Origin of the sequence: Crateriforma conspicua, from assembly GCF_007752935.1 — a bacterium.
Taxonomy (GTDB): Bacteria; Planctomycetota; Planctomycetia; order Pirellulales; family Pirellulaceae; genus Crateriforma; species Crateriforma conspicua.
Genome location: NZ_CP036319.1, coordinates 5604882 through 5628001, shown reverse-complemented (window position 1 = coordinate 5628001; position 23120 = coordinate 5604882). Strand labels below are relative to the sequence as shown.

General features: G+C 52.0%; 17 protein-coding genes, 1 tRNA gene and 4 pseudogenes. 1 reads left to right on the top strand and 21 read right to left on the bottom strand.

From position 1 onward, the window contains the following. Nucleotides 1-18: 18 nt before the first annotated feature. The 18 genes and pseudogenes from Mal65_RS27575 to xrt form a co-directional block, all read right to left on the bottom strand. Nucleotides 19-1049 (bottom strand): annotated as a pseudogene (locus Mal65_RS27575) (GDP-mannose 4,6-dehydratase). 124 nt (nucleotides 1050-1173) lie between these two features. Further along, nucleotides 1174-2448 carry a glycosyltransferase family 4 protein gene (locus Mal65_RS20580; protein ID WP_145301961.1) on the bottom strand — a complete coding sequence of 425 codons (1275 nt, stop codon included), beginning with the start codon at nucleotides 2446-2448 and terminating at the stop codon, nucleotides 1174-1176. 556 nt (nucleotides 2449-3004) lie between these two features. Further along, nucleotides 3005-4276 (bottom strand): glycosyltransferase, encoded by a 1272-nt coding sequence (locus Mal65_RS20570; protein WP_231131194.1) that lies wholly within the window; start codon nucleotides 4274-4276, stop codon nucleotides 3005-3007. Further along, a complete protein-coding gene (locus tag Mal65_RS20565; RefSeq protein WP_165701423.1) occupies nucleotides 4276-5592 on the bottom strand; it encodes a hypothetical protein in 1317 nt (438 codons plus the stop codon). Before Mal65_RS20565 ends, Mal65_RS20570 begins: the two co-directional genes overlap by 1 nt. 200 nt (nucleotides 5593-5792) lie before the next feature. Then, complete coding sequence (locus Mal65_RS20560) at nucleotides 5793-6215, bottom strand: serine O-acetyltransferase (RefSeq protein ID WP_231131193.1); 423 nt, start codon at nucleotides 6213-6215, stop codon at nucleotides 5793-5795. Nucleotides 6216-6373: 158 nt separating this feature from the next. After that, nucleotides 6374-7630: a lipopolysaccharide biosynthesis protein gene (locus tag Mal65_RS20555; RefSeq protein ID WP_145301949.1), complete on the bottom strand. Its 1257-nt coding sequence runs from the start codon at nucleotides 7628-7630 to the stop codon at nucleotides 6374-6376. Nucleotides 7631-7737: 107 nt separating this feature from the next. Continuing rightward, complete coding sequence (locus Mal65_RS20550) at nucleotides 7738-8811, bottom strand: DUF6625 family protein (RefSeq protein WP_165701422.1); 1074 nt, start codon at nucleotides 8809-8811, stop codon at nucleotides 7738-7740. Between the two features lie 165 nt (nucleotides 8812-8976). Beyond that, nucleotides 8977-9563 (bottom strand): annotated as a pseudogene (locus Mal65_RS27240) (ISL3 family transposase). Next, complete coding sequence (locus Mal65_RS26675) at nucleotides 9556-9891, bottom strand: transposase (protein WP_165700971.1); 336 nt, start codon at nucleotides 9889-9891, stop codon at nucleotides 9556-9558. The pseudogene Mal65_RS27240 and the gene Mal65_RS26675 overlap by 8 nt, the downstream one beginning before the upstream one ends. A gap of 63 nt (nucleotides 9892-9954) precedes the next feature. Then, nucleotides 9955-10107, bottom strand: a complete 153-nt coding sequence (locus Mal65_RS27570; RefSeq protein ID WP_145305084.1) for a transposase family protein — start codon at nucleotides 10105-10107, stop codon at nucleotides 9955-9957. Between the two features lie 6 nt (nucleotides 10108-10113). Further along, nucleotides 10114-11300 (bottom strand): IS3 family transposase gene (locus Mal65_RS20525; RefSeq protein WP_145301935.1). Its coding sequence is split into 2 segments (ribosomal slippage): nucleotides 10114-11030 and nucleotides 11030-11300, totalling 1188 coding nucleotides; the frame shifts between segments, so codons are not numbered across the junction. 221 nt (nucleotides 11301-11521) lie between these two features. After that, nucleotides 11522-11713, bottom strand: a complete 192-nt coding sequence (locus tag Mal65_RS27565) for a hypothetical protein (protein WP_390621982.1) — start codon at nucleotides 11711-11713, stop codon at nucleotides 11522-11524. Between the two features lie 42 nt (nucleotides 11714-11755). Then, nucleotides 11756-12076: pseudogene (locus Mal65_RS20515) on the bottom strand (nucleotide sugar dehydrogenase); the annotation flags it as partial. An 18-nt stretch (nucleotides 12077-12094) separates the two neighbouring features. Further along, complete coding sequence (locus tag Mal65_RS20510) at nucleotides 12095-12436, bottom strand: hypothetical protein (protein ID WP_145301929.1); 342 nt, start codon at nucleotides 12434-12436, stop codon at nucleotides 12095-12097. Further along, on the bottom strand, nucleotides 12402-14294 hold the full coding sequence (locus Mal65_RS20505) for a polysaccharide biosynthesis protein (RefSeq protein WP_145301926.1): 1893 nt from the start codon (nucleotides 14292-14294) through the stop codon (nucleotides 12402-12404). Before Mal65_RS20505 ends, Mal65_RS20510 begins: the two co-directional genes overlap by 35 nt. Nucleotides 14295-14334: 40 nt before the next feature. Further along, nucleotides 14335-14967: an exosortase-associated EpsI family protein gene (locus Mal65_RS20500; RefSeq protein WP_165701419.1), complete on the bottom strand. Its 633-nt coding sequence runs from the start codon at nucleotides 14965-14967 to the stop codon at nucleotides 14335-14337. 83 nt (nucleotides 14968-15050) lie between these two features. After that, nucleotides 15051-17168, bottom strand: coding sequence for a GumC family protein (locus Mal65_RS20495; RefSeq protein WP_165701418.1), 2118 nt, complete (start codon nucleotides 17166-17168; stop codon nucleotides 15051-15053). Nucleotides 17169-17490: 322 nt separating this feature from the next. Continuing rightward, entirely contained in the window at nucleotides 17491-18432 is a 942-nt protein-coding gene (xrt, locus tag Mal65_RS20490) for an exosortase/archaeosortase family protein (RefSeq protein WP_145301918.1), read from the bottom strand. Between the two features lie 1333 nt (nucleotides 18433-19765). Here xrt and Mal65_RS20485 point away from each other — a divergent pair. Continuing rightward, nucleotides 19766-20074 (top strand): antibiotic biosynthesis monooxygenase family protein, encoded by a 309-nt coding sequence (locus Mal65_RS20485; protein ID WP_165701417.1) that lies wholly within the window; start codon nucleotides 19766-19768, stop codon nucleotides 20072-20074. A gap of 268 nt (nucleotides 20075-20342) precedes the next feature. On the opposite strand, the pseudogene Mal65_RS20480 reads toward Mal65_RS20485, so the two are convergent. The 3 genes and pseudogenes from Mal65_RS20480 to Mal65_RS20470 all read right to left on the bottom strand — a co-directional run. Next, nucleotides 20343-20633 (bottom strand): annotated as a pseudogene (locus tag Mal65_RS20480) (integrase core domain-containing protein); the annotation flags it as partial. Between the two features lie 547 nt (nucleotides 20634-21180). Then, nucleotides 21181-21253 (bottom strand) — tRNA-Lys (locus tag Mal65_RS20475). Nucleotides 21254-21401: 148 nt separating this feature from the next. Beyond that, on the bottom strand, nucleotides 21402-23036 hold the full coding sequence (locus tag Mal65_RS20470) for an anthranilate synthase component I family protein (RefSeq protein ID WP_196784335.1): 1635 nt from the start codon (nucleotides 23034-23036) through the stop codon (nucleotides 21402-21404). Nucleotides 23037-23120 lie beyond the last annotated feature (84 nt).

The window sequence follows — 23120 nt, the reverse complement described above, 5'->3', positions numbered from 1 at the left end:
GGTTTTTCTGCAATAGCGTCAAACAGCCGCGAATTCCAGAACTTCGTCCACATAGTAATTACAATACCAATCCACGAAGTTTGCGATACCTTCTTCAATGCTCGTCCTCGGACGAAAACCGACGACACGCATTAGATCATCGACGTCCGCGAAGGTTTCCAATACATTCGCCCGGTTGCATGGGTTGGTAATTGATGTTGGCCTTGACGCCCAGACTCTCTTCAATGATCTCAATAAACCTGGAAAGTTCGACCGGTTGGTTGTTGCCGAGGTTTATACGCGGTACAGTGCCGTACTCGATCCCGGGTCAGGGTCATTGCTGTTCCAGGAAAGATTGGATGTGGCTGTATGGTCGACAATGCGAACGATGGCCTCTACGATGTCGTCGACATAAGTGAAGTCTCGCTTCATACGGCCATGGCTCAAAAGACATTGATCGGTTCCCCACGCAGAATGGCCCGCGTGAACTTGTAGTACGCCATATCCGGTCGCCCCCAGGGACCGTAAACGGTAAAAAACCTTAGGCCGGTTGTCGGCAATCCGTATAAATGGCTTTAGCAGTGCGCTATCAGTTCATTCGATTTCTTCGTCGCTGCGTACAAGCTGATCGCATGATCGACGTTGTCATGTACGGAAAAAGGCTGCCGAGTATTCGCCCCACAAGCACTGCTGCTGCTGCTGGCGTAGATAGGGTGTTTCACACTATGGTGACGGCAACCTTCCAAGATGTTTCCTGTGGCAACCAGATTGGATTGAAGATAGACCTTTGGATTATCGATTGAGTAGCGAACTCCCGCCTGGGCGGCAAGGTGGATGGCCCTTTCAAAGTCAAACCGCTGGAACAAATGCACCGTTTCAGCATCATTGGCAAGGTGAAAATCCTCGAATGCAAATCTGTCAAAAGACCTCAGTTTTCGCAAACGGACACACTTCAGGTCTACGCTGAAATATTCGTTGAGATTATCGACACCCACAGCACTCTCACCGTCTTCAAGCAACCGCTTTGCAAGATGAAAGCCGATGAATCCAGCACATCCAGTGACCAAAATGGTTCGTTTTGACTGTTCAGAAATCACTAAGCAATTCTTCTGTTGATTTCAGATATTTGCTCTGCAAATCCGTCAAGTCATCAATCGATCTAGGGAAGTATTCCGTTCTCGGAAAGCTGTTAATTCAAGCGAGTTGCGAATACAATTCAGCTAAACCATTCCAGATGATTTGTTGTCGAAAATGATCGTGTACTCTCTTGCATCCTTGCGTTCCTAAGCTCATTCGCAGGTCTGGAGCAATTATCAATTGCTCAAGAGCTCTTTGCAGTGCTTGTGTGTCTCGCAGTGGCACTAAAATGCCTGATTCACCATCTTCAATCGCTTCACGCAATCCCATGATGTCGAATCCCACGACGGGCAGTCCCGCGGCTCCAGCCTCCAAGGCGACGTTGCCAAATCCCTCCCGATAGCTGGGCATGGCGACGATGTCTGCCGTCCAAAAGGCGCGTTCAGGATTGGGCAACCACCCGAGTTCGTGAATTCGATCGTTCGATTTGATTTCAACTTCGGTTTCGGAGTTGATCGGGTCTGAAGATTCCGGGCTTCCCACCATCACCATGTGCAAATGGGGGTAGTGGTTCAATAGTGGCTTCATGGCCTCGACCAATTCATTGACTCCCTTCTCGCGTCGAATTCTTCCCACGAACAAAACGACGATGTCTTGATTGTCGATGCCGAGTTGTTTCCTTAGATCAGTAGCTGTCGCTTCGGCTTCGGCGTCACGATGGAATCTTGAGGCCTCAATCCCGTTGCTGGATCCTTTGCCGACAAATCGCAGCTTCTCTCGCCGACAAATCCCTTCACGAATCACTGCATCGCCAAGTTCTCTGCAAATGGGAATCACCAATTTCGCTATTGAACAGGTCGTTCGATCAAGACCGGCAAAAAGACCTCGTTTAAGACCCGAAAGGTTTTCGTAGGTGCGACCCCGTAAGGTAAACACAATACAAGGTTGACAAGCCAATCGTGCAGCCACGGCACCCAAGAACCCGGCTTTGGGTGTCGAAACATGCACGATGTCAAATCGTTCCCGTCGCAGAAACCGCCACAAACGATACAGTGACATCAAATCGCGGGTGGGTCTGGGCTCTCGCTCCATGGCAATCGGCTCCACTCGTACTCCGAGTTTCTCAATCTCTTCCAGATCCGCTCCGGGTGCAGAGACTGCCGTTACTTGCATTCCCTCGTTAATGAGAAAATCAAACTGTCCGCGATAAAGGGCACTGAGAGTCACTGAGGCCGTGACAATCACACAAAGTTTTTTTCCCTCAAGTGGTCTTTCCTTGAGGCACATTTCAGGCGTGGCGACGATACCAGCGTTGTCGATAGCCGTGTTTTGGGCGAGTGGAGATGATTGTTCTGTCGCTATAAATATACGGGCTAGTTCTGAATTTGACACTGTTGCACCACACTACTGGGATTGTCGATACGCTCTCTAATTCTAGTTGCGGGGGCGCCACCTACAATCCAATCATCTGGCATGTCTTGGGTAACGACTGAGTTTGCTGCAACCAGGCAGCCTCCGCCGATGCTGACGCCAGCGGTCACGACGCTATGAGACGCGACCCAGGAGCCTCGTCCAATACGAATTGGCGCCGGATGGGCGCCTCCAAACCGTACCGATCCATTCCTGAAGCCATGGTTACTTGATGCGACTACGACGTAGGGAGATAAGACGACTTCGTCATCAATCGTTACTCCTCCCATCGCATTGAGCCACGTTCCTTTCGCAAAGTAGCAGGACTGTCCAATGGTAAGCCGATGTGTGTTGAGCAACGTTACGTCCTTTCCCAGTTCAAATTTTCCGTCGCATTTCTTGACGAAGAACGAGACCAACCAACCACGCAATCGAATCGCGATTCGGTTGTCCGGCATCCAACCGGTGACCAATAGGCAGAACCATACCGGCAACGCCCAACGAATTTGAAGCCAAAGAGTATTCACTTTTTCGGTCGTTATATGATGGCGTCGTTGCAACCGGCTTGATTGGCAAGTGCCTGATACATTCGCGTTCTGCGAGGCTCAAGGATGGGAGCCGTATATTGACGTGCCGTGTTGATGGCGTGCTCACTTGCAGCAGAAAGTTCTTTGGCACTCCCGGCAAAACGTTTAAGTATTTTCGCAAGATGGTCTACGTCGCCTAGGGAAAATACCTCGGTCTCCCTGGCCAAGTCGGGAATTCCTCCAACTTCCGAACCAGTCGCAGCAAGCCCCCGAGACATCCCTTCCAGCATGGATCGCGGCAAACCTTCCTGTGCAGAGGGAACAACAACCACGTTGCATCGATCAATGATTTCGTTGAGTTCCTGCGCATCAGCCACATAACCGTAAAACGTCGTTGCATCGGAAATTCCCAGCTCTTGACAGCGTTGAACGATAAAAGATTTCTCCGGTCCGTCACCTGCCATGTGCAAATGAAAGCTGATTCCTGCTCGATGGAGTATCTCGGCAGCGTGTATCAAGTCGATGTGACGTTTGTAACCCAGAAAACTGAGTAAACAGAGGACCTGCAGAGTCTTTGGGGGGGCATCATAAGCTTTTGATTGAAGCAGTCTATCTGCGGATAGTCTGACCGAACTGTATTCCTCGACTAGAGCATCGTCGGCAGCCGGATAACGCACACCGAGAATTCTCCGACTGACGTAAGATGCCAGTTTCTGTTGTTTCATGAACCGTTTGAACCGCAGATAGTAAATCCACCCGAGTGCCTGAAACGCTGGCCCTTTTCCATAGTTCGAGATCGAGTCCAGGGGATCGCCGACAACCTCAGCCAAAAATGGCTTACGCAACTTCTTCGCAGCATGATATGCAATGAACCCCGTAGTCGACGGAACGCGTGAAACTAATGCATCGGCCTTTTCGGCAGCAGTCGAGATGGAGGACCGAATTCTAGTGTCACATCCGAGCAACCATCTAATGCCATGGACGTTGGGCAGGCCGACAAAACGAATTCGTTCGCTGTCGGTCCGCGGTAGATCCTTTGGACGTTGATCCACTTGCTGAACTCGAGCACAGATTGTTACAGTGTCAAAAACCTTTAAGTATGCATCGAAGAACTCTCGGCCGAAGACGCGAAGCCCAAAGATTTCATTCTCATGCTTTGTGTAGACCGAGTCGGCGACGAAGAGCAGATTGCCATGATATTTCATTTTTAGATTGCTTACAGCGCACTCTTTGAGGGTGATGAGAAGAACTTGATTTTCGAAACTCCGAGAAACGAAGCGCACTAATTTAACTGGCCTTCAAGCTTAAGCGGTTCGGTCAGTCCAGCGTTTGACGGACCTGAAAAGGTCGTATGGATCCCGTGGTTGGTCAACGCCTGCCGTCTTGACACCAGGATAACAAAAAGTAGCGGAAAGGCGCCATTCTTGAACAACGCAAACACTACATTCGCTTGATCAAGCATCCAAATAGTTAATAGAACTCGAAAGACGAAGGGATAGGCTAGAAAACGCATGTCACACAAAGGTGTATTGCGAACAAAGGCTCTCGACCTAGACATGACGATCCCCACAAGGAAAAATGCAACGGGAATGAACCAAGGTCCGAAATTCAGCATCGCTTCACCTGCAACCCCGAAGATCCGTGTTGATCGAACAGCTCCCTTGCCGTAGCCTGTGTAGCTTCCCATCCCATATAGCAAGTCTGTGCCGGCGATCGTACTAGTCCGCAGCGGTGGCCTGAGCGACCTTGGCGCCAGCAATGTTACTGCGGCAAGGTAAGTGCTTCCCTTCGCATATTCGTAGTCGTCTCCTGTTGATAGTTTATATAGTGTATAGGCTTCGATACTCGATCGACCAATGTCGCCGATGATCATTCCCTGCCACGTTCGATTATGTGTGGACGATACTTCAGAAAACTCTTCAAGTGATTCAACTTCAACGATTTTGTGTCTTAGGCTCTTGTAAACACCATAAACGACCAGGAATGCAAAGATGGGAATTGCACTCATGATTAGCCAACGCCGCCTTATACGCTGCTGTGTGTAGTGCATCAACGTTGCAATTGAGATCACGCCAGCCAAAAAGTTGCTCCGACTGCCTCGTAGTCCACCGAATGCAAACATCAGCAAAATCGTTGCAAGGAATAGCCCAAGCAATATTCCAGAGGGTATCTTCCGGCCATCGATTCGAAAGTATAAAACGATTGAAACAAAAAGCAAATAGGGAAATGATTCGGAGAAAAGGAATAGAATTCCCATTCCACTGAGGTTGGCTTCCTTGGTTACAACTGCACCCAAACCGCCGACTCGCACCAGGAACAATGCTTGTGCAGCCAAAGATAATGATAGTAGCAACGGGGCCACAACAAAAAAGCGCTCCGGGCAAACTTGCCAGGACTTTCCCCTCCCCGGTTTGGCAAGGTCCGTCAACGCCCGTGCTGAATAGTAGGCTAGAAGCCCTAGAGCATTGAATGATGCAACCATCCCAATCCAAGGTCTGTAGTCTTCCGGCTGATCAAAAATAAACGCAAGCCTTGGACCGAACGGAATGCTGAAGACAGGGATCAGAAAAAAAAAGATTACACCAAATAATCCTGTCACATTGTATAGGTCAAGGGAATCTCCCTCGCGTGCAAACCAGGCCACCGCGTCTGGAGATACTAGCAGCCCACAAAGGGTTAGGGGAAGCACGTACCAATGGTGGCACTCTTCGAAAAACAGAAGTGCCGACCCTAAAGCTAGCAGGCAGAATGTCCACCCAATCGATATTCGAAACAAAAGATTCAACGCGATTGTTCTTATCAGTCTATTATTATTGCTGGAATTCGCTCAGCGTCACCGGGAATCGTGCGAGCCGGTATCCCCACCGCGACGCTTCCAGGACTAATGTCCGAAACCACCACGGAATTGGCCCCGACAATGACGTTGGAGCCGATGCAAACAGGGCCGAGGATTTTCGCACCCGCTCCCACTACAACCTGGTCTCCAATTACGGGCTGGTGACGACCATCGGCGTTTTTCTTGATTCCTAGATGATTAAAGCTATTGCCGATAAGAACTCCCTGAAATATCACGCATCGACGTCCCAGTCTCGTTCCACCGCCAATGGTGATCGCGCCCACGTGCGCAATTTCTAATCCCGGACCAATTTCTGCTGCTGAACTAATTTCACAGAAACACAATTGGAGATTGAGGATGTCAAACAATCTCGCCAGAATACTCAAGCGATGCGTTCGAAACCATCTAGCCAATCGATAGAGAAACACGGTTCGCAATTGCGGTAGAAATAGAACGGAGGCCGAGACCGCAGCGAGAGTCACCAGCGGTATGCGACTGGAGAATTTCCTCCGAACTCGCAAAAAGTCTTCTTTTAAGTCGTCAATCATGAAACTGCCGCGTGACGCAAGTCCCTCACCACACTGGCAAGAAATACCGCATACAGAATGCACATGATGATATTGCTGACCACCAGTGAGTATGCAGCACCATGCAAGCCGAATCTTGGTATGAAAAGCAATGCCGCAATCAGTGCCATAGAGCACTGCGAGAGTGAGGCAACGAGTACTAGCGAAAAACGGCGTGCCGAAGCGATGATCATGCCGCAAATACACCCAGCAAAAGAGCCCGTCGCCGCCAACATGCAAATCACGAGTACAGACTGATATTGCGAATACTCTGGTGTGTAGAGCAATCGCAATAATCTCTCCCCAATGAGCGAAGAGACGCAGACCGCAGTAGTTCCAATAGCGATAGCTACGGCAATCGACCAAAACGTCAAATATACAAACTGCTTGACGTCACCTTTTTGATGAGCTTTAGACAGTCGCGGCATAAATACGGTTCCTAGGGCTGTTATCACCATGGAACCGATTGCAATTACCTGAGAGATCGAACCAAAAACACCGAGAGCTTCCAGTCCATTTTGGTAGTTTAGTATGAGTCTGGGGATCTGCGGTGTTAGCGAGCCAGCTATCGCATTGATCCCCAGTGGGAGGCCTATGCACGTCAATGTGCGTGTCGATTCCCAGGAAAATTTGAGCCCAAATTCGGGATTGGGTCGCCAAGTGCGTTGTTGTCCAAAAAGCGAATTCGCAAGAGGTAAATCATGAAAGAGTACAAGGAAGATCCGAGCGATTCCCATCGCTGCGATCGACGCGACGACATTTCGAGTTGAGCAAAATGTGCATGCGAAGGAGCCAAAATTAAGGATTCCCCGAAACATGGTGGTTCGCGCGGATAAATCGAGACGTTCCTGTTTTTGAAATAGCCCACAGAACAAATCTGAAATTGACAGTCCAGCTGCAGCTATTCCCATTGCGACAAGAGATAAAACGATGCTTGTGTTTGCATCTGGCATTATCAGCCCGATAGCGACAACGAAAACCAACAGAAGCACGCTATAGACTAATCTTGCACACACGAATTCTCCAAACCGTATGTTTGCAGCAGCGTCCGTTACCCAGACAACACGGAAATTAAAGTTAAAAAATAGAGCAGCGGGTGAAACAATGGCATGCGCTAATAGAAACAACCCGGCTGCTTCGGTGGACCCTACCTTATTTAAAACCGCAAGAATTCCCCATTGAGAGGCAGCGTAAACGGAATTGCCTATGAACGTCCACTGAAATCCAGTACGCAAGCTCGTTCGATACGAGCGGTTTGAGCGAGGTATGGACTCCTCGGTTCGACCAGGCAATTCTTGGATGGTGGGGGAATTGGCCTTCACTACGGCATCCGCCAATGGGCTCACCGCTTCATCGCCCTTCCGATCTTCTTCCTCGAATTCTCGTATTTGAATCGAAAAAAGTATGGATAGAAGAAACGTGGACGTCCCAGCCGACGGATCCTATCGTCATTTAGTTCCCCTGGGAGTTCGACAATTTGGTTGGGTACAACCAGGAATCGATCGATCTGCTCAGGCGATACGCTTAGCCCCATCGGGCGTTTCTGAAGGTGCAAATATAGCAACTCAGTCTCAATAATCCTATCTTGGGCAATTCTGTGTCGTTGCAACCGTCCACGATCGAAGGAAAAAACCGAACGGCTAGTTGGATGCTGTTCAGGAAGATGGGTAAACCTGGACAGTTCAAAATGTCCTTTCGGAATATGGATATTGGCAAATGGCCGTTCATCAAAAAGCGAAAGCCCGCTATCAAGTAACAGATCGTTGACACCGTAACGTTTCAGGCTCCACTCATCAAATGCGTAGCCATCTTCTGTGGAAAACACCGTTTCAGCGATCGACGCTTTGGTGCTCTCCCATCTGCTGAGGTTGAGCTCCCACTGATCGCGGTGACGCGACTCCAATGGTCCCAAGTAATCTCGACGATACTCACGCGAGCAACCACCATAATCCGGCCGACCAACTATCGCCTCATTGACGATTGTCGCATTGCGAAAAAGTGCCAAATGCCCAAATCCCAAACATTTGTCGTGGCTATCAAGAACGGAATCGGTAAAGTACTGTCGGATATTCCCGTAAAGAAGATCAACATCCGTGTGTCCCCAAAAATCAGAATTGACGAGATAGTCTTCGAAGGCAAGTCCAAAGACAGGTTTGAAGTCACATAGCTTGTAAGGATGGTCGAGTGATATTTTGAAGGGAAAGATTTTTTGAAAACGCAGCTTCAACTGATCGAAAGTGATAAGTTCTCTGTGAACGTTGGGGGGGAATTTGTATTCCGTTTTGTCGTCCGTGAAGACAATCCATTCAATAGAAGGGTTGAACTCGCATGAACGTAACCAAAAAGGAAATAGCTGCGGGAGCTTTCCGACATAAACAACGATAATGGTTATTTTGGAGCTGTATTGCGTTTGCATGATACGACTACTTTCTAGGGCGACCATTCACGATATCACTTGCAACGGTTCACAGAACAAGCGTCGACTAAGCGTTTGTAGCGTTACAAGAAATTTGCCGTACAGAAAATGAACGTTTTGAAAACGGCGCGTAACGACTAGAGCTTTTTTCAGGTGTAACTGCGTTTATTGTGGGTAGAGATCGAGTCCGCCGCAGTAGAGATGGATTGATGGTCTGAAAATTACACGATTGCGGTAACCGCCAGCGAGGCGTTTGATCGACATGTTCTTGCTGTTGATCCCTGCGGTGACGGCGTTGGTGATCTCGTTCATGCAGTAGCTCATGACGTTGGTAAAACGTTCTTGATGGTTCGGGCAACCTTTTTCAGCGGATCCAATTTCGTATTGATGACGCGTCGATACCTATGACAGAAAATCTCCGTTGCAGTTTCGACGCTTTCGTTGCGCCAAAGGTCCCGAAGTATTTCTCTGTATGCCCACGCCTTTCCAGTCTCGAGTTCCTGCTTGTAGACCCGACAAGGTCGTGCTTTTTGGTCCTCTGTCAGGTTCTCCTGGTTGGTCAGCCAAGGAAAGCGAGTACCGGTCAAGCGAGCGTCACCTTATTGTCTAAATTGACGGTGTTCGCCCCGACGAATCTTGTCGACTGCTTCACCTGCCAACTTCATGACATGGAAGCGATCGTGAACGATGTTGGTCTCGGCCGGAGGGGTATTCCTCTTGGCACTTTTGGCGAAGGCTGCACTCCTATCCATCGCGATGGTCTCTACCGACTCGCGTTGCCGCGGAGAAAGCTGAGGAAAGGCAGGCGTTGCCACTCTCGGTGTCATTTCCGTCGGAGATTGCCTCGACGGTGCTGCGGTCGAGATCGTAGATCAGTGTGATGTAGTTCTGCCCTTTGCGGAATGTCTTCTCGTCGATCCCGATTCGAAGCATCGGCTCTCGAGTCTTACGTGCCTTGCCACGGGCGACCGCCTTTTCAAGGATGTGCCAGGTTTCGACCCAACTCGTTCGCAGGATGCTCTGTGCGCCCCTGACAGTCTGGCTTACCAAGAGGACATCAATCGCGAATCGTAAATGCAAGATCGTGAACTGACTGTTCTTCGCTGCCCAAGGTAAACGCGGTTGCTTGACTCCGTGTTGGGATTATTTCACGCGAGGAGGTTGGGCGTGCCGGATTGTCCAAAATTGCATTGTGTCCAGATGTCTCCAACGACGCCTGCCGGTGCGGTCATAAACTGCACACGGCTTTCCGCATTCGGGGCACTCAAAGGTAGTGGAATGCCCCCATTTCCTGATCCATGGTTATGAGAGTACGGGTTGGTTAAACGATTCCACAGTGGGCTGCTTCCGCGAAGGGAGCGCAGCGAACGAAGCGGAAGTAGCCCACTGTGAAGCAAAATCTGCTGGGGCCATTCCACCGATGCCGCTGTGCGGACGTCGATGGTTGTACGTTTGACGCCATGACTCAATGATCGACTGTGCCTCGGACAAGCTGCTGAACAGCTCGCACGATAAACACTCATCGCGAAGCCTGCTGTGGAAGCTTTCGACGTAGCCGTTCTGCCAGGGACTGCCCGGTTCGATGTAGGAAGTCCCCACCTCAATGAAGTCCAGAAAGGAGCGGACCGCCTTGCTGATGAACTCCGGGCCATTGTCGCTGCGGATGAACGACGGGATGCCGCGGCTGACGAATAAGTCGCTCAACAGCGCCACCAAATCGTCGCCGGTGAACTTTCGACCCACTTCCAGTGCAATGCACTCACGAGTGAACTCGTCGATCAGAGAGAGGATCTTCAACGAGCGACCGTCTTCGGTTCGATCAAAGATGAAGTCGACCGACCAAACGTGATTGGGGTACTCGGCCGATCGACGAATGACGCCGCCTTCGGAGTTGCCCAATCGTCGCTTTTTCGCCTTTTTGACCGGCACCTTGAGACCTTGTTGTTTCCAGAGTCGGTGGATTCGTTTGAAGTTCACACGCCAGCCTTCCTGCCGCAGAAGACGAGTGATGCGTCGATAGCCATAGCGAGGAAACTCGCGGACGAGTTCCAGTATTCGAGCAACCAGACGTGGTTCGTCTTCTTTTGTGTTTGGCCGGTATCGTTGGCTACTTCGCGATTGGCCGAGCGTTCTGCAAGCCCGACGCTCCAAGACGCCGAAGCAACTCTGCAACTTGCAGGCTGCTTCACGGCGACGCGTCGGGCTTAGAAGTTTCCCTCAGCGATCACCTTGAGCATTCGCTTATCGAGTTCTGCTTCGGCCAGCAGTTCTTTGAGCTTCTGGTTCTCGATTTCGAGTTCGCGAAGCCGTCGAGCCTCATCGGACTTCATGCCGCCGTACTGCTTCTTCCATCGCATCCAGGTCGATTCAACAATCCCAAGCTTCTGGTACACCTCCGCCAGGCTCTTGCCGGCGGCCAACATGGCTTCACCCTCGGCGATCGCCTTGACGATCTGTTCGGGCTTACGTCGCTTTCGTGCTTGTTTCATCTCGAGAGTCTCCTTGGCCGTTATTGGCCGGTACACTCTCATAACTCATGGACCAGTTTTTGGGGAGCACGCCAGTAGTGCTTTCGGGATGCTCGACAAATACATCATTTTGCTAGATTCGGTGGAAAGCATGACGTGCGCGACGAACCACGTATCTTCGAGACCGAGGGTCTATAGCAAAAATTTAGTTTCCCGCATCCGTGCTCTCTTTGCCGGAAGATTCACCCGAACCCACAGGCTTCCCGGATGGACCCCAAAAAAGGTGTTTGAAAGCCAAGGGGCTTGGTCTTGGCTGCATCGATGACAGACCAAACGTATCTGCCCATCGAATCGAACAGTGCCTTCAATTCATTCACCAGTCCGATGTTCACCGCCCGGTAGGTGTTTTCGAAGATGTTGAAGGCCTCTGCAATCTCGATTGAATCGACGGGAACGACACCTACGACGGCATGCGCTCACAGTGCACACGCCAGTTCTCGGCTGGTCGCGTCGAAGCCAACGACAACCTTTAGGATATTGGTAGATGCATAAACTGGATTTCCTAAATCGTCCCGTTCAGGACTATAGGCGACGAAGCAATCTTCTACGCTGTTCAACCCCTTCGTGTTTTTCTCAGGAAAGTGAACCATGGCATCTCGAGTGGTCGTCGGAAGGGTTGTGCTTTCCAGGACAATCAGATGCCCCTCAAGAAGACGTTTCGTGGTCACTCGCGTCGTGGATTCATTCTGGGTTTGGTCGGGATCACGGCAATCCAAAAGCGGCGTGGGAACAACGACAAAGACTTCATCAACTTGTCAATCGCCGACATATCTGTCGGCGTCCCATAATGTCTTGTACGGAAATTGCTCTTTAATCGCGTCGGAATCATATTTTTCAGCATAGTTCTGGTCTGAATTCAGGAGTTCGACCTTCTTCGGATCAGCGTTAAGCCACTGATAACGAAAGCCCGATTTGACAAATGCATCAATCAGAGGAAGGCCAGCACAAACAAGGCCGATCATGCCGAAAATTTCCGCCAGATTGACGACGGCAGACCGAAATTCCTCTGCATTAGTTTTGATCTGTGGTTCGATAGTGCTCGTTGCTTTCTCTAGTGGGTCGTTACGAATGAATCTTTTCGAATTTTGAATCAGCAAATCTTACTTCGTCGATTCGAAGTAGTTTTTGTCGAACGAGACTTGGATCGCCTTCGTATTCAAGCATCTTCTTTACGGCTTCTTTGAAGGCGACTTCATCGACCGGGACTGGCTGGATCGACATGATTTTGGGATGGCTTGTGGGCGAAATCATCCCATCGTCGTCAGCCAACTCTTCATGCATCTTTTCCCCAGGACGCACGCCGGTGAAGACGATTTCAATCGCGTTCTCGGGCAACCCGGACAGTCGGATCATGTCTTTCGCGAGGTCGACGATGCGTATGGGCGATCCCATATCGAGGACAAACAAGTCGCCGCCTTTTCCGAGTGTGGACGCCTGCAGGACCAGTTGAGAAGCCTCGGGGATCGTCATGAAAAATCGAGTCATTCGAGCGTCAGTAACCGTGATCGGACCGCCTTCGGCAATTTGCCTTTTGAATAACGGAACAACGCTCCCGGCGGATCCCAGGACGTTCCCAAATCGCACCGTCATAAACCGCGTACTTGATCGACGTGAGATGCACTGGACGTACATTTCAGCAGCCCGCTTTGACGCGCCCATGACGCTTGTGGGATGGACCGCTTTGTCGCTCGAGATCATCACGAAGCGGGACACGCCAAAACGATCCGCCGCATCGCATACCGTCCGGGTGCCAACCACATTATTGACAATGGCCTCGCGGATACTTCGCTCCATGAGCGGAACGTGCTTGTGGGCAGCCGCATGGAACACACAGTCGGGTCGGTATTGTTCAAAGACCGCTTGTATCGTGTGCGCATCTCGAATGTCGGCGATCACCGGTTCTAGTTTTGTCGCTGTTACTTGGTGTCGCAACTCTTGCTCGATGTGATAGATGCGATTCTCGCCGCGCCCCAGCAGTATCAGCTGTTTGGGTTCAAAGCGAATCAATTGACGGCAAATCTCTGATCCAATACTGCCGCCAGCACCGGTTACCAAGACACACTTTCCTGACACGATCTCGGCAATACTTTGAAGGTCAAGCTTTGCTTCATCGCGACGCAAGAGATCGTCGATGCGAATCTCGCGAGTCGGAATTTTTCCTTTGCCATGCATTCGATCTTCGAAGCGAGGGACGATTTGTAGCTGCGTGCCGAGTGCATTGCATTCATCCATTACCCATCGCATATCACGGCCGTCAAGGATCTCCGTATGAACTAGCAGGGTCTCGATACGGCTGTCTTGGATCACGTTGCGAAGTTCTCGCAAGTTTCCAAGTATCGCGAGCCCGCTTGGAAGATGCTTGTTCCTCTTTTGTGGAGAGATGGAAATGAGCCCGCAGACGTTAAGTGAAAGTCTGCCGTGTGACTGAATTTGACTTGCCAGGAAAATCGTTTCTTCGTCGGTGCCCAGCAATGCAGCACGTTTATACCTGTTGGTAGCCAAAACCGGCTGAACGAACTCAGCAAAGGTGCGAATACTGGACCGTAGACCGCCAATGAACAGCAGGGTGAGCAAGGCATCAAGGACGAGTACGCTTTGCGGAACTGTAATGCTGTTGGAGAAATATGCCGCTGCACCCAAGGTCGCAAGTGACAAGACACTTGCAAGCGAAACCCCCAATAGGTCTCGAAACGCGAGAGTTCGCCACCAGCCACTGAGTTGTCCGGAAATCGCGAACACGATCAACTTGATCATCACGACCGCCGGAAGGGTCGCCTTAATGGACACAACGAAGGTGGAAGGGATATTGAAATCAAAACGCAAGAGAAACGCCGAAAGGTACGTGGCAGAGAAAATTCCGACATGCAACAGTGGCAGCAAGATCTGTCGGTGCCTTACCAGAAAGTGCTGCGCTACGTCTCTCGGTTCTTCCATCGTTTGCAATTTGGAAGCCATGCTGTAGGTGCTTTTTGCTCGATCCAGAATTGTCAGCGATTCAGCTTTCTTCGGATTCCATTGCGTGGCAATAGAACTGTTCCGCGAACTCCACGAGCGATTCGCCGGAACGTCGCACCGGATCGTATGGTGTTTCAAGCATGAACTTCATTAGCGGCGGCCACTCCTTTTGTCCCCAGCACACTTGGCGGCGTAACATGCGATGCTGGAATCGGTCAAGAAAAGTGTATGGGCCAAGCTGGAACCAGTAGAGTACTTGGATTTTGCGGTCACCCTGCGCGAACGTGATGATCCGTCCGGTGAAGTTATCAAAGTCCTTCGGATTTAGCTTCACGTCGATCGAATCCACTTGCTCCCATCCCGATTCTCGATAGCACTGCTGCGGAAAGTGCAATTTCAGGTAGTCGTCTGTCCAGACACCATGAATTAGGACCCGCGATCCATCACGTTTTCGATATAGACGGTCGATGCCAGATTTGGCACACAGGATTTCGCGGAGTCTTGGATCCTCGGGGAGGTCTTCGCCCTGCCAACCGGCGAATGTCAGCGGGCTATCCTTTAGGTCGGTCGTGGGTGGAACCACTTTGCCAAACGAGTATCCATCTTTGACATACTCCACAACAAAATGCCCGCAAACCAAAACCAAGCATACGATCACAGCACGACTTACCATTCCCATCGATTGCCTCTTGAGACTTGAAGATTCGAAGGATGCCATGTTGGCATCTTTCGAATGGTTCACTGATTTCAACAACTTTATGCCGGCGCTTCTCTTCGGGATGTGTCTACGTGACGACGGCCAGGGGACGTGCCAAGGTCGGCGTGTTTCCCGGGTTTCGCATCGCTTTTAAGCGGTTCTACAACCACGGCGCCGCAGACGTGGGTCTCCGCCATTCGGAGGTGATCGATAGCCACCTGGATGTCGCCAACGCGTGAGACGTCACGACGAGCGACGATGACGACACCATCGACATGTGGACTGACGCATTCCATGTCTGCGGCACTGAGGACGGGGCCCCCATCGACGACAACGATGTCCGCGAGAGTTCGAATTTCTTTAAGATGTGACGACAGTTTGTCTTGAGCGAGAATTTGAAGGGTTGTCTCGCAGGGCGCCCCGACTGTCAGGGCTTGCAGCCGGTCTTGTTCCGTCTTGTGGACGACGGTGTGTGCTTCGACTTCGCCACGGAACACTTCGGAAAGTCCCGGTGACTGGGGAACACCATAGACGCGATGTATAGCAGGTTTGCGAAAGTCGGCGTCGACAAGAAGTACGTTACGCCCACTTTTGGCCAAAGCAGTTGCCAATTGTGTTGAGACGGTCGTTCTGCCCTCGTTTCTGTTCGCACTGGTGACGATCAGCATTTGTCCGCGGTTTGACGGAAGGCTGTTGTTAATACGACTGGCAAGTCGCTTCATGGACTCTGAAAGCCGGTGTTGCCAGAAAAGGCTGCGTTTGGAACGGCGATTCTTCCCGCCGATACTTCGAATCGGCACGAGGGGAATAGAGCTGAGCAACCGAATTCCTGTCTTCTGACCGAGGCTGGCCGCTGAATTCACCCGATTCTGTAGCAGGTCAAATCCAATGCACAGCCCCAGCGGGATGATTAGCCCTGCCAGGCTTCCCATACCAGCTAGGGCGACACGCTTCATGCTGCCGCTCGGCTCTGCTTCCTCCGCACGCTGCAGTACCTCCACTCTGGGCCGGGATCGCAATTCCACTCGCAATTGCTCACGTTGCTGCGCAATAACTCCTAGGACCTCGTCCAGCTGAGATATCTCGCGTCGCATCATCTCGATGTCAACGGACTGATTTCCAATGCTTCCAAATTCCTTCTTTAGCGTATCTGCTTGTGTTTGGAGTTGATTCTCCAGTTGATCCAGAACTTCGACTTCAGCGGCAATACGAGATCTCTCCTGTTCCCGTTCCTGCCGTGTCCGAAATTCCTGTTGGCTTCGTCGCAGAGGCGCCAGTTCTTTAAGTTCGTCCTGGATTTGTTGCTTGCGGGATTCAAGTTCCGAATCTACAAAACCACGCAATTCGTGAAAGGTTGATGTTTTGCCCGTTTCCTTCATCGCCGATTCCGCTTCCGATTGAAGTCGAAAAGCGTTAAGCCGATCTCTCATTAATTCGACATAGATCGGATCGTTCAATAATGCCGCCTGCACTTCGTCCAGCGGTACCTCTTCATCTTTCTCTGTGGTGTGTTCGGTCTGCAGGTCCATCGCGTCAAGTGACCGCAGGGTGGCTTGAGCGGTCCATTTTCGCAGCTGAATGGAGATGAGTTGAGAACGCACATCGCCGAGTTCTTGCATCAAAAATTGTTGGGCGATGGACAGGACCTCGGAATCACTGGTACCCAATCGCTCAGCCAAGGATTTCAGGTCTCGTCGTTTTCGCCGCAGTTCAGCGTCTTTTTCGTCAAACACTCGTTCGATGCTATCGAGACGCGCTTGACGTGTGGAACGCTCTCGGTTGACGACCTGTACCAAGAATGCGTCGACGACCGAGTTGACCAATTCAATCGCTTCTTCAGGATCTATTTCCGAAGTAGAGATCGTCATGATCTCCGTCTGTTTGGGCGTATCGACTTTGATGTTTTCAAGCATCCATTCGACAGGAAACTCTTCTTCACGGACCACGCGGCTATCCGAAAGTGTTGGGTCTCGCAAAGCTGCTGTCATTACCAATCGACTCTTGACAAGCTCTCGCTGTGTTCCTTGAAATAGCTCAAACTCGCTATCTTCCCCGTCTCCATCAAACACGAGACTGTTGTCCGTAGACGAAAGTTGCAGCAGTGCCGAAGACGTGTACTTGGGGGACTGTGACAGAAAGGCTGCGGTCCCAAAAACGGCGGCCAATGGAATCGACATCAACACAGACATCCATCCGACGCGGCGAAGGCTGTGTAGGATATCCGTCGGCTGAAGTCCGGCTGGGACCGGATTCGTCACCGTCGGCATGTTTGGAAATAGATCACCAACGCCATGTTGGGAAGCCAGCCCATTTCTTTCGTGTACTGCGGTGCTCACGCTAATCAGTCAATGTGTTTTTGGGGTTTGCAGCGCGGGAAGGTATTCACCGCGAGCAAGGTGCGGCACAAAGGCGAGGCGGGGGCCTCTTTGTAGATGATCGAAATCAGCTTGCCCCCAATTCAGCTCCCGCCTCGCTTGAAAATTTGGGTGATGCAGTGTTTCAGCCGGTAGCGATAGAAGTGTCCATCAACAATGGGCCTTCATCTTCGGTAGGCACTAAGAGCATCTGAACAAGAAGAACCACGCCATAGACCATTCCGGCAGCCAATGGAAGCATTAAGAAACCGAAGAAGTCATGAAAGACCGCGGAGGCAAGTTCCGCCGACCCAAATTGGTAAAGCAAGCCCGTGGCGACAATACGTACAATATTGGCGATGACGGCCGCCGGTATGGCGGCTAATAACACGGCCAAACGTTCGGGGGCTGATTTCAATAGGAATGCTGCTCCGGCGCTGACTGCCAAAAATAAGACGGTGGAACGCAGGCCCGAGCAAGCCTCTTCAACACCAAGCTCTGCATTGCTCAACAGAATGACGTTGCCAAATGAAGCGGCTGGGACTCCCAAAGTTTGCAGAACGCCCGTGCTCGACACGGTGGCAACTCGCTGAAGAACCAGGTTGCCCCAGCTTTCCATGAAGTTCGGTAAGGGAATCATGAACAGCAGAAAGATAAATGAAGGCCACAACCAAAGGCAATAACGCAAGCCTCCCCAGCACATCGCGACGCCAAATAGGCAAATGACCAGTGAGGCTGGTGCCAAAATGGGATCCGACATATAGGCTGAAAAGCAACGTAGTCCCACTGCGGCCAGAACAAGGGTGATTCCCCAAAATGTTCCTTTTGCCTTGGCGGGTATCATCGATCGTCTTGACCACGCCAAATAGACGGCAAACGGTATGACAAGAAATCCGTGGACATAGTCAGAGTTCGACCACCATCGTTCCACCAGTTTGGAGACCTCCTGGTGGTAGGTCCAGCCAATGACTAGTCCTAGGACGCCAACGACAGCGTAAACTTGCATGGGCGCAATGTCGCGTGATTCGTCCGGCAGCCCCATTGCGGCATCATGCTTTGGCCCCATTTCGCTACTTAGTGAACTCATGTTGTCCTGATGCGATTGGATACTTGAAGTTTTCTAGCGGATCCGCACGGCAACTTTTGTCAGTGCAAGGCTTCGCCGTCGCCGGTGACACCGAGGTCTTTCTCCTCAAAATCACAGAGCACGAGTCGTTTGCGTGACGTCAACCGCGGCTGATATCGGATGCAGCTGGTTCGGCCGCTCAGTGCGAACGACTCGATTCAGGTGACGCAAGAGTATCCGGGGAGCCGCACTCGACTAGAAGATCGGGCGTTTTCTTCATATGCATCTCACGGTGCAATTGCGTGGGTCACATAATTCACTGGACAGGGCGGTGAACAGTGGCGAATCTTTGCGAAGGTACGAAGCGATCGTTTGTGAAGCATCGGTCACACGCTAGGAGCTTGACACACTCATAGGTCTCTTTGCCCGGTGGTCTTGCAGTTGTATCGTTGGCTAACCAAGAGCAGCGGGCGCTGCTTGCGACCGGCAGGGCTAGGTCCTGGCACGGGTATTGGCCGGGAGCTGTTTCGCACTTGCCGAGACTGGAGATCGCTCGGGAAAAGAAGCAGGAGGCGAGAAACTGTCGCAAAGGAATGGTGGGCCAGGTCGGCTCCGCGGTGTGTTGGGGCGGCGAGTTACGCGTAGATCGTGCGGGCTTGCTTCTGCGGGGCATGTCGGGTGGGCTGAAGTGTTCCTGTTGATGGGGCGTCCCGACATATCTAGTCGTGTCAACATGGCGGTTCGCCGTTCAGCATCGTGACGATTCAATGCGTGGGGGCATGCGACCCGATTTTGGCTGGAGTGAAAGGTGGCAACCGGACCGCTGGGGAGTCAGCTTGAGCAAACGGCCGGAGACGCGGTTGGAAGGTTTGTTTTGCCTTCACTTGATGTCCGCATTTTGTATTCTGGATCTTCATGGTTGGCGTCAGTTGGAGCCACGCAGGCTTGCTGTGTTCACCGACTCCTTTTGGGGGGAGGTGTCCTGATCGTTTTATAGGAGAAATCAAAAAGAAAGTGATTGTGACGGCGTCGGCTTGAAGCGTGTTCAGTGGGGTCCTGATAACACGGATTCTGTTCAGAAATTCATGCGCACGTCCCAGCTAATTTCCTAATCGCGTGATACCCTGGTCATCACAAATACAGTTGGTCCTGCAACTCGAGTTAGCCAAGTCACGAGGCAGAGTCGGGTTGCTAGCAAGTTGTGGGCGCGACCAGATGCCTCGAAATGGAGGCCTTGAAGCTTGCACGCAATGCGATGTTTCGCTGAACGAAGGTCTCACTGGACAACACTTCGCGGGGACATTGGCGGAGGATGTGCTGTACCCAAAAGAATTCTTCGAACACGGAAACCAAGATGGTACTGGAGATTACACGATTGGAAGTAAGGCCGAAGCAAAAAGAGGCCTTTCAGCTTGCACTGGCAGAGGCAATGTCCATTTTTACTTCTGCAGATGGGTATGTGAGTCATACGGTTCAGCGAAACGTCGAGAAGACGAATCAGTACCTTCTGTGCATTCGCTGGAAGTCCCGCGAGTATTCTTCCGAAGACTTCAAGCGTAGCGGTCGCTTGGCTCGCGTCCGAAATTTGTTACACCACTTCTATGAAATGTTCCCGGAAACGGAATATTATGAAGAGCTTTCACAATTAGTGGAGTCGAGCTGAGTGTGTCAGCTGTTGAGGCTATCAGGAGTTCCCTGTTTGCCATTCAGATTTGCCTTCTCATCGTTTGCTAAGCACATAAACAAGATTGTTTGTGTTTAATTGGCAAGCAAATTGCACGATGGTTTCGATAGGAATCCTTCCTGGTGTTTCGAATATTTCGCCTGCGTGCTGGGATGCCCCCATTTGCTGATCCACGGCTACGAGAGCACGGGTTGGTTATGACCTGCTACCAAAACCTGTACCAACCTTGGTGAGAAAATCGGAGTCTTCAACTGGCCAGGCTAGCCTGGCCAGATGAAGCGAAATCTCTGGGGGCCAGGTTGCCCAGAGCGCTGTGTGGTGGGTGTTCGTTGTAGTCAACTCGCCAAGCTTCGATTTTCTCCCGTGCGTCCTCAAAGGACAAGAACCAGTTTTCGTTGAGGCATTCAGTTCGGAAGCTTCCATTGAAGGACTCGATGAAAGCGTTGTCCGTCGGTTTTCCTGGACGACTGAAGTCGAGTGTCACCTTGTTGTCGTACGCCCACTGGCCCAGAGCCTTTGAAGTAAACTCGGGACCGTTGACGAAGCCATAATCCGTGTGCGTTCCATCGGGATTGATTGCCACGTCTGGTGCCAGTTTGAGATCGAATGTAGCGCTCAATCGAATGGTTTTGGAACTGTCTCCACCGTGCACGACTCGAGGGAAGACTAGCAACCCGGATGCTTGACCAACGCGTTGGTGCAGTCCATTGAGTTTGCCCAGGACAGACACCGTGTCACTGTTCAGGTTGAAAAGCTCCAGGCGCAGCTGGTCCCAGTCGACATCGGGCGGCGGCGGGTTAGGGACGAAGGTCAGGGTTTGGGTGGACACGGGTGGTTTTAGCGGTCCATCGGGGTACTCCTGCATGGTGACAGGGACCAGTTTTCCCGGTGATTGCTTGCTGAAATCGCTCGTTTGCATTAGTAAAACCGGCTTTACCCTGGCTAAACGCTAGTAAGGTATCACGGGGCGCTCAAAGGGGACCAAAAAGTGGACCATTTGGGGACGTACGGAGTCGTACAGAGACTTGCCGGAAAAAAGAAAAGCCGGAAAACACGGGGATTCACGTGTTTTCCGGCTTGGGCAGTACCCCCGCAAGGGCTCGAACCTTGGACCCAGGGATTAAGAGTCCCTTGCTCTACCAACTGAGCTACAGGGGCGTGTACTTCACAGAATCTTACCAAATGGATCGACTCTGACAACCAGTTCCATCGGCGTTTTGACGGTCGGAATTGAGCGTTTTTGTGACCGCATTTTCCCCGCTCCTTTTCCGCTGTCTGGCGGGCGGGGACGGCGGAAGCGTTCCGCTCATTGGTCGTTCAGGTCACGGAACGCTTGCAACATGCCCTCGGCCTTGGACCAGGTTTCGTCCCACTCGGCCGCGGGATCGCTACGTGCCGTCATCCCGCCGCCGACGGGCAGTTGCCAGGTGCCCGCGGTGGCCGTGACGGTGCGAATCAAAATGTTGAAATCGGCGTCGACCTGGGAACTGATGTAGCCCATCGATCCACAGTAAGGGCCGCGACGATGGGGTTCCAATTCGGCGATCGTCCGCATCGCTTCGATCTTCGGCGCCCCGGTCACCGACCCGCCGGGAAAACAACATCGGATCAAATCGACCAAGCCGTGCGTGGGGTTCAAGCGACCGCGAACGACCGACACCAGGTGTTGGACGTATTGGTACTTTTCCAAACCGCACAGCGTGTCGACCACGACCGAGTCGTCCACGCAAACTCGCGACAGATCGTTCCGCATCAGATCGACGATCATGATGTTTTCGGCGCGGTCCTTCTCGCTATGACGCAACGCATTTCCGATCGTTTGGTCTTCATCGGATGTCCGGCCACGGGGACGCGTCCCTTTGATCGGCCGGGTGCTGACCAGACGATCGCGGACTTGCAGGAAGCCTTCAGGCGATGAACTGAGGACCTGAAAATCGCCGGCGTCAAAGTAACCGGCAAAGGTGGCCGGGTTGGCTTGTCGCAGTTTTTCATACAAACGCGGGCTATCGCAAACCGCGGGCGTCGTCAAACGCTGGGCCAGGTTGACCTGAAAAGAATCGCCACGGCAGATCCGATCGACAATCTGAGCGACGCTGGTCATGAAGCCTTGACGATCGAAATTGCTTGTCAGGTCGATTCCGTTTTTGGAAGCGGAATACACAGGAGACCCTGATGCGCCACTGGTGGGCTGTCGTCTCGGTGATCGGTCGACACCCGGGCGATCGGCAGACTTTGATACAGATGCCTCGTAAACAATTTGTTGCACCGGAGAGACGTTGGCAATCTTTTGGGCCAAGTCGTGGTCGTCGGTTTCCAGCCAACGCTGGAATTGGTCCGCCCGGCGGACGGCTTGTTCACGGGATCGAGTCGCGGTGTCGTCGAGAAAACCTTGGCTGAATAACCAGTTTTGATTGGCGTGGTGGTCGGTTGCGATGACGACGTCGTACAAACCGGCGGTCAGGGCGGGGGTCGGCAGGTCGTCATGCGGGCTGACGCCGACGGGTTCCAGCGATGCGCCGGCTTCGTAGCCGATAATCGTGGCGATCCCGCCTTGAAACGGCGGCAAACGGATGCCGTCGTCGTGTTGCAGGTTCTCTGCGGGCAACAGGTCGACCCAATGTTGCAGGCGCGACCATTCCAGATGACCTTGCGGCGGTTGACCTGAAGCAGGGGCGTCGGGCTGGTCGCTTGCGGATGCTGGCGGAGCGATCTGAAGATCCAGTCGCAGCCAAGCGACCGGCGCGGCGGCCAGGAAAGAATATCGGTCCAGCGGGCTGTCGGCGGGAGATTGATCCAGCGACGCGGTCGCTGAGTCGAACCAAACGCAACCAGGCAGCCGGCTGAAGCGTGAAAAGAGATTGGCGGTATCGAATCGCTCGGACAACCGCCGGACGATCGGCAACCCATCGTCGACGTCGTCATGTTCAGAACGTCGATTCAAAGGAACACCGAGAGTGCGATTTCAATGGGGACAATTACGTCGGCGACGTGATGCGACGACGGCCCGATGCGAACGTCGAAAGAT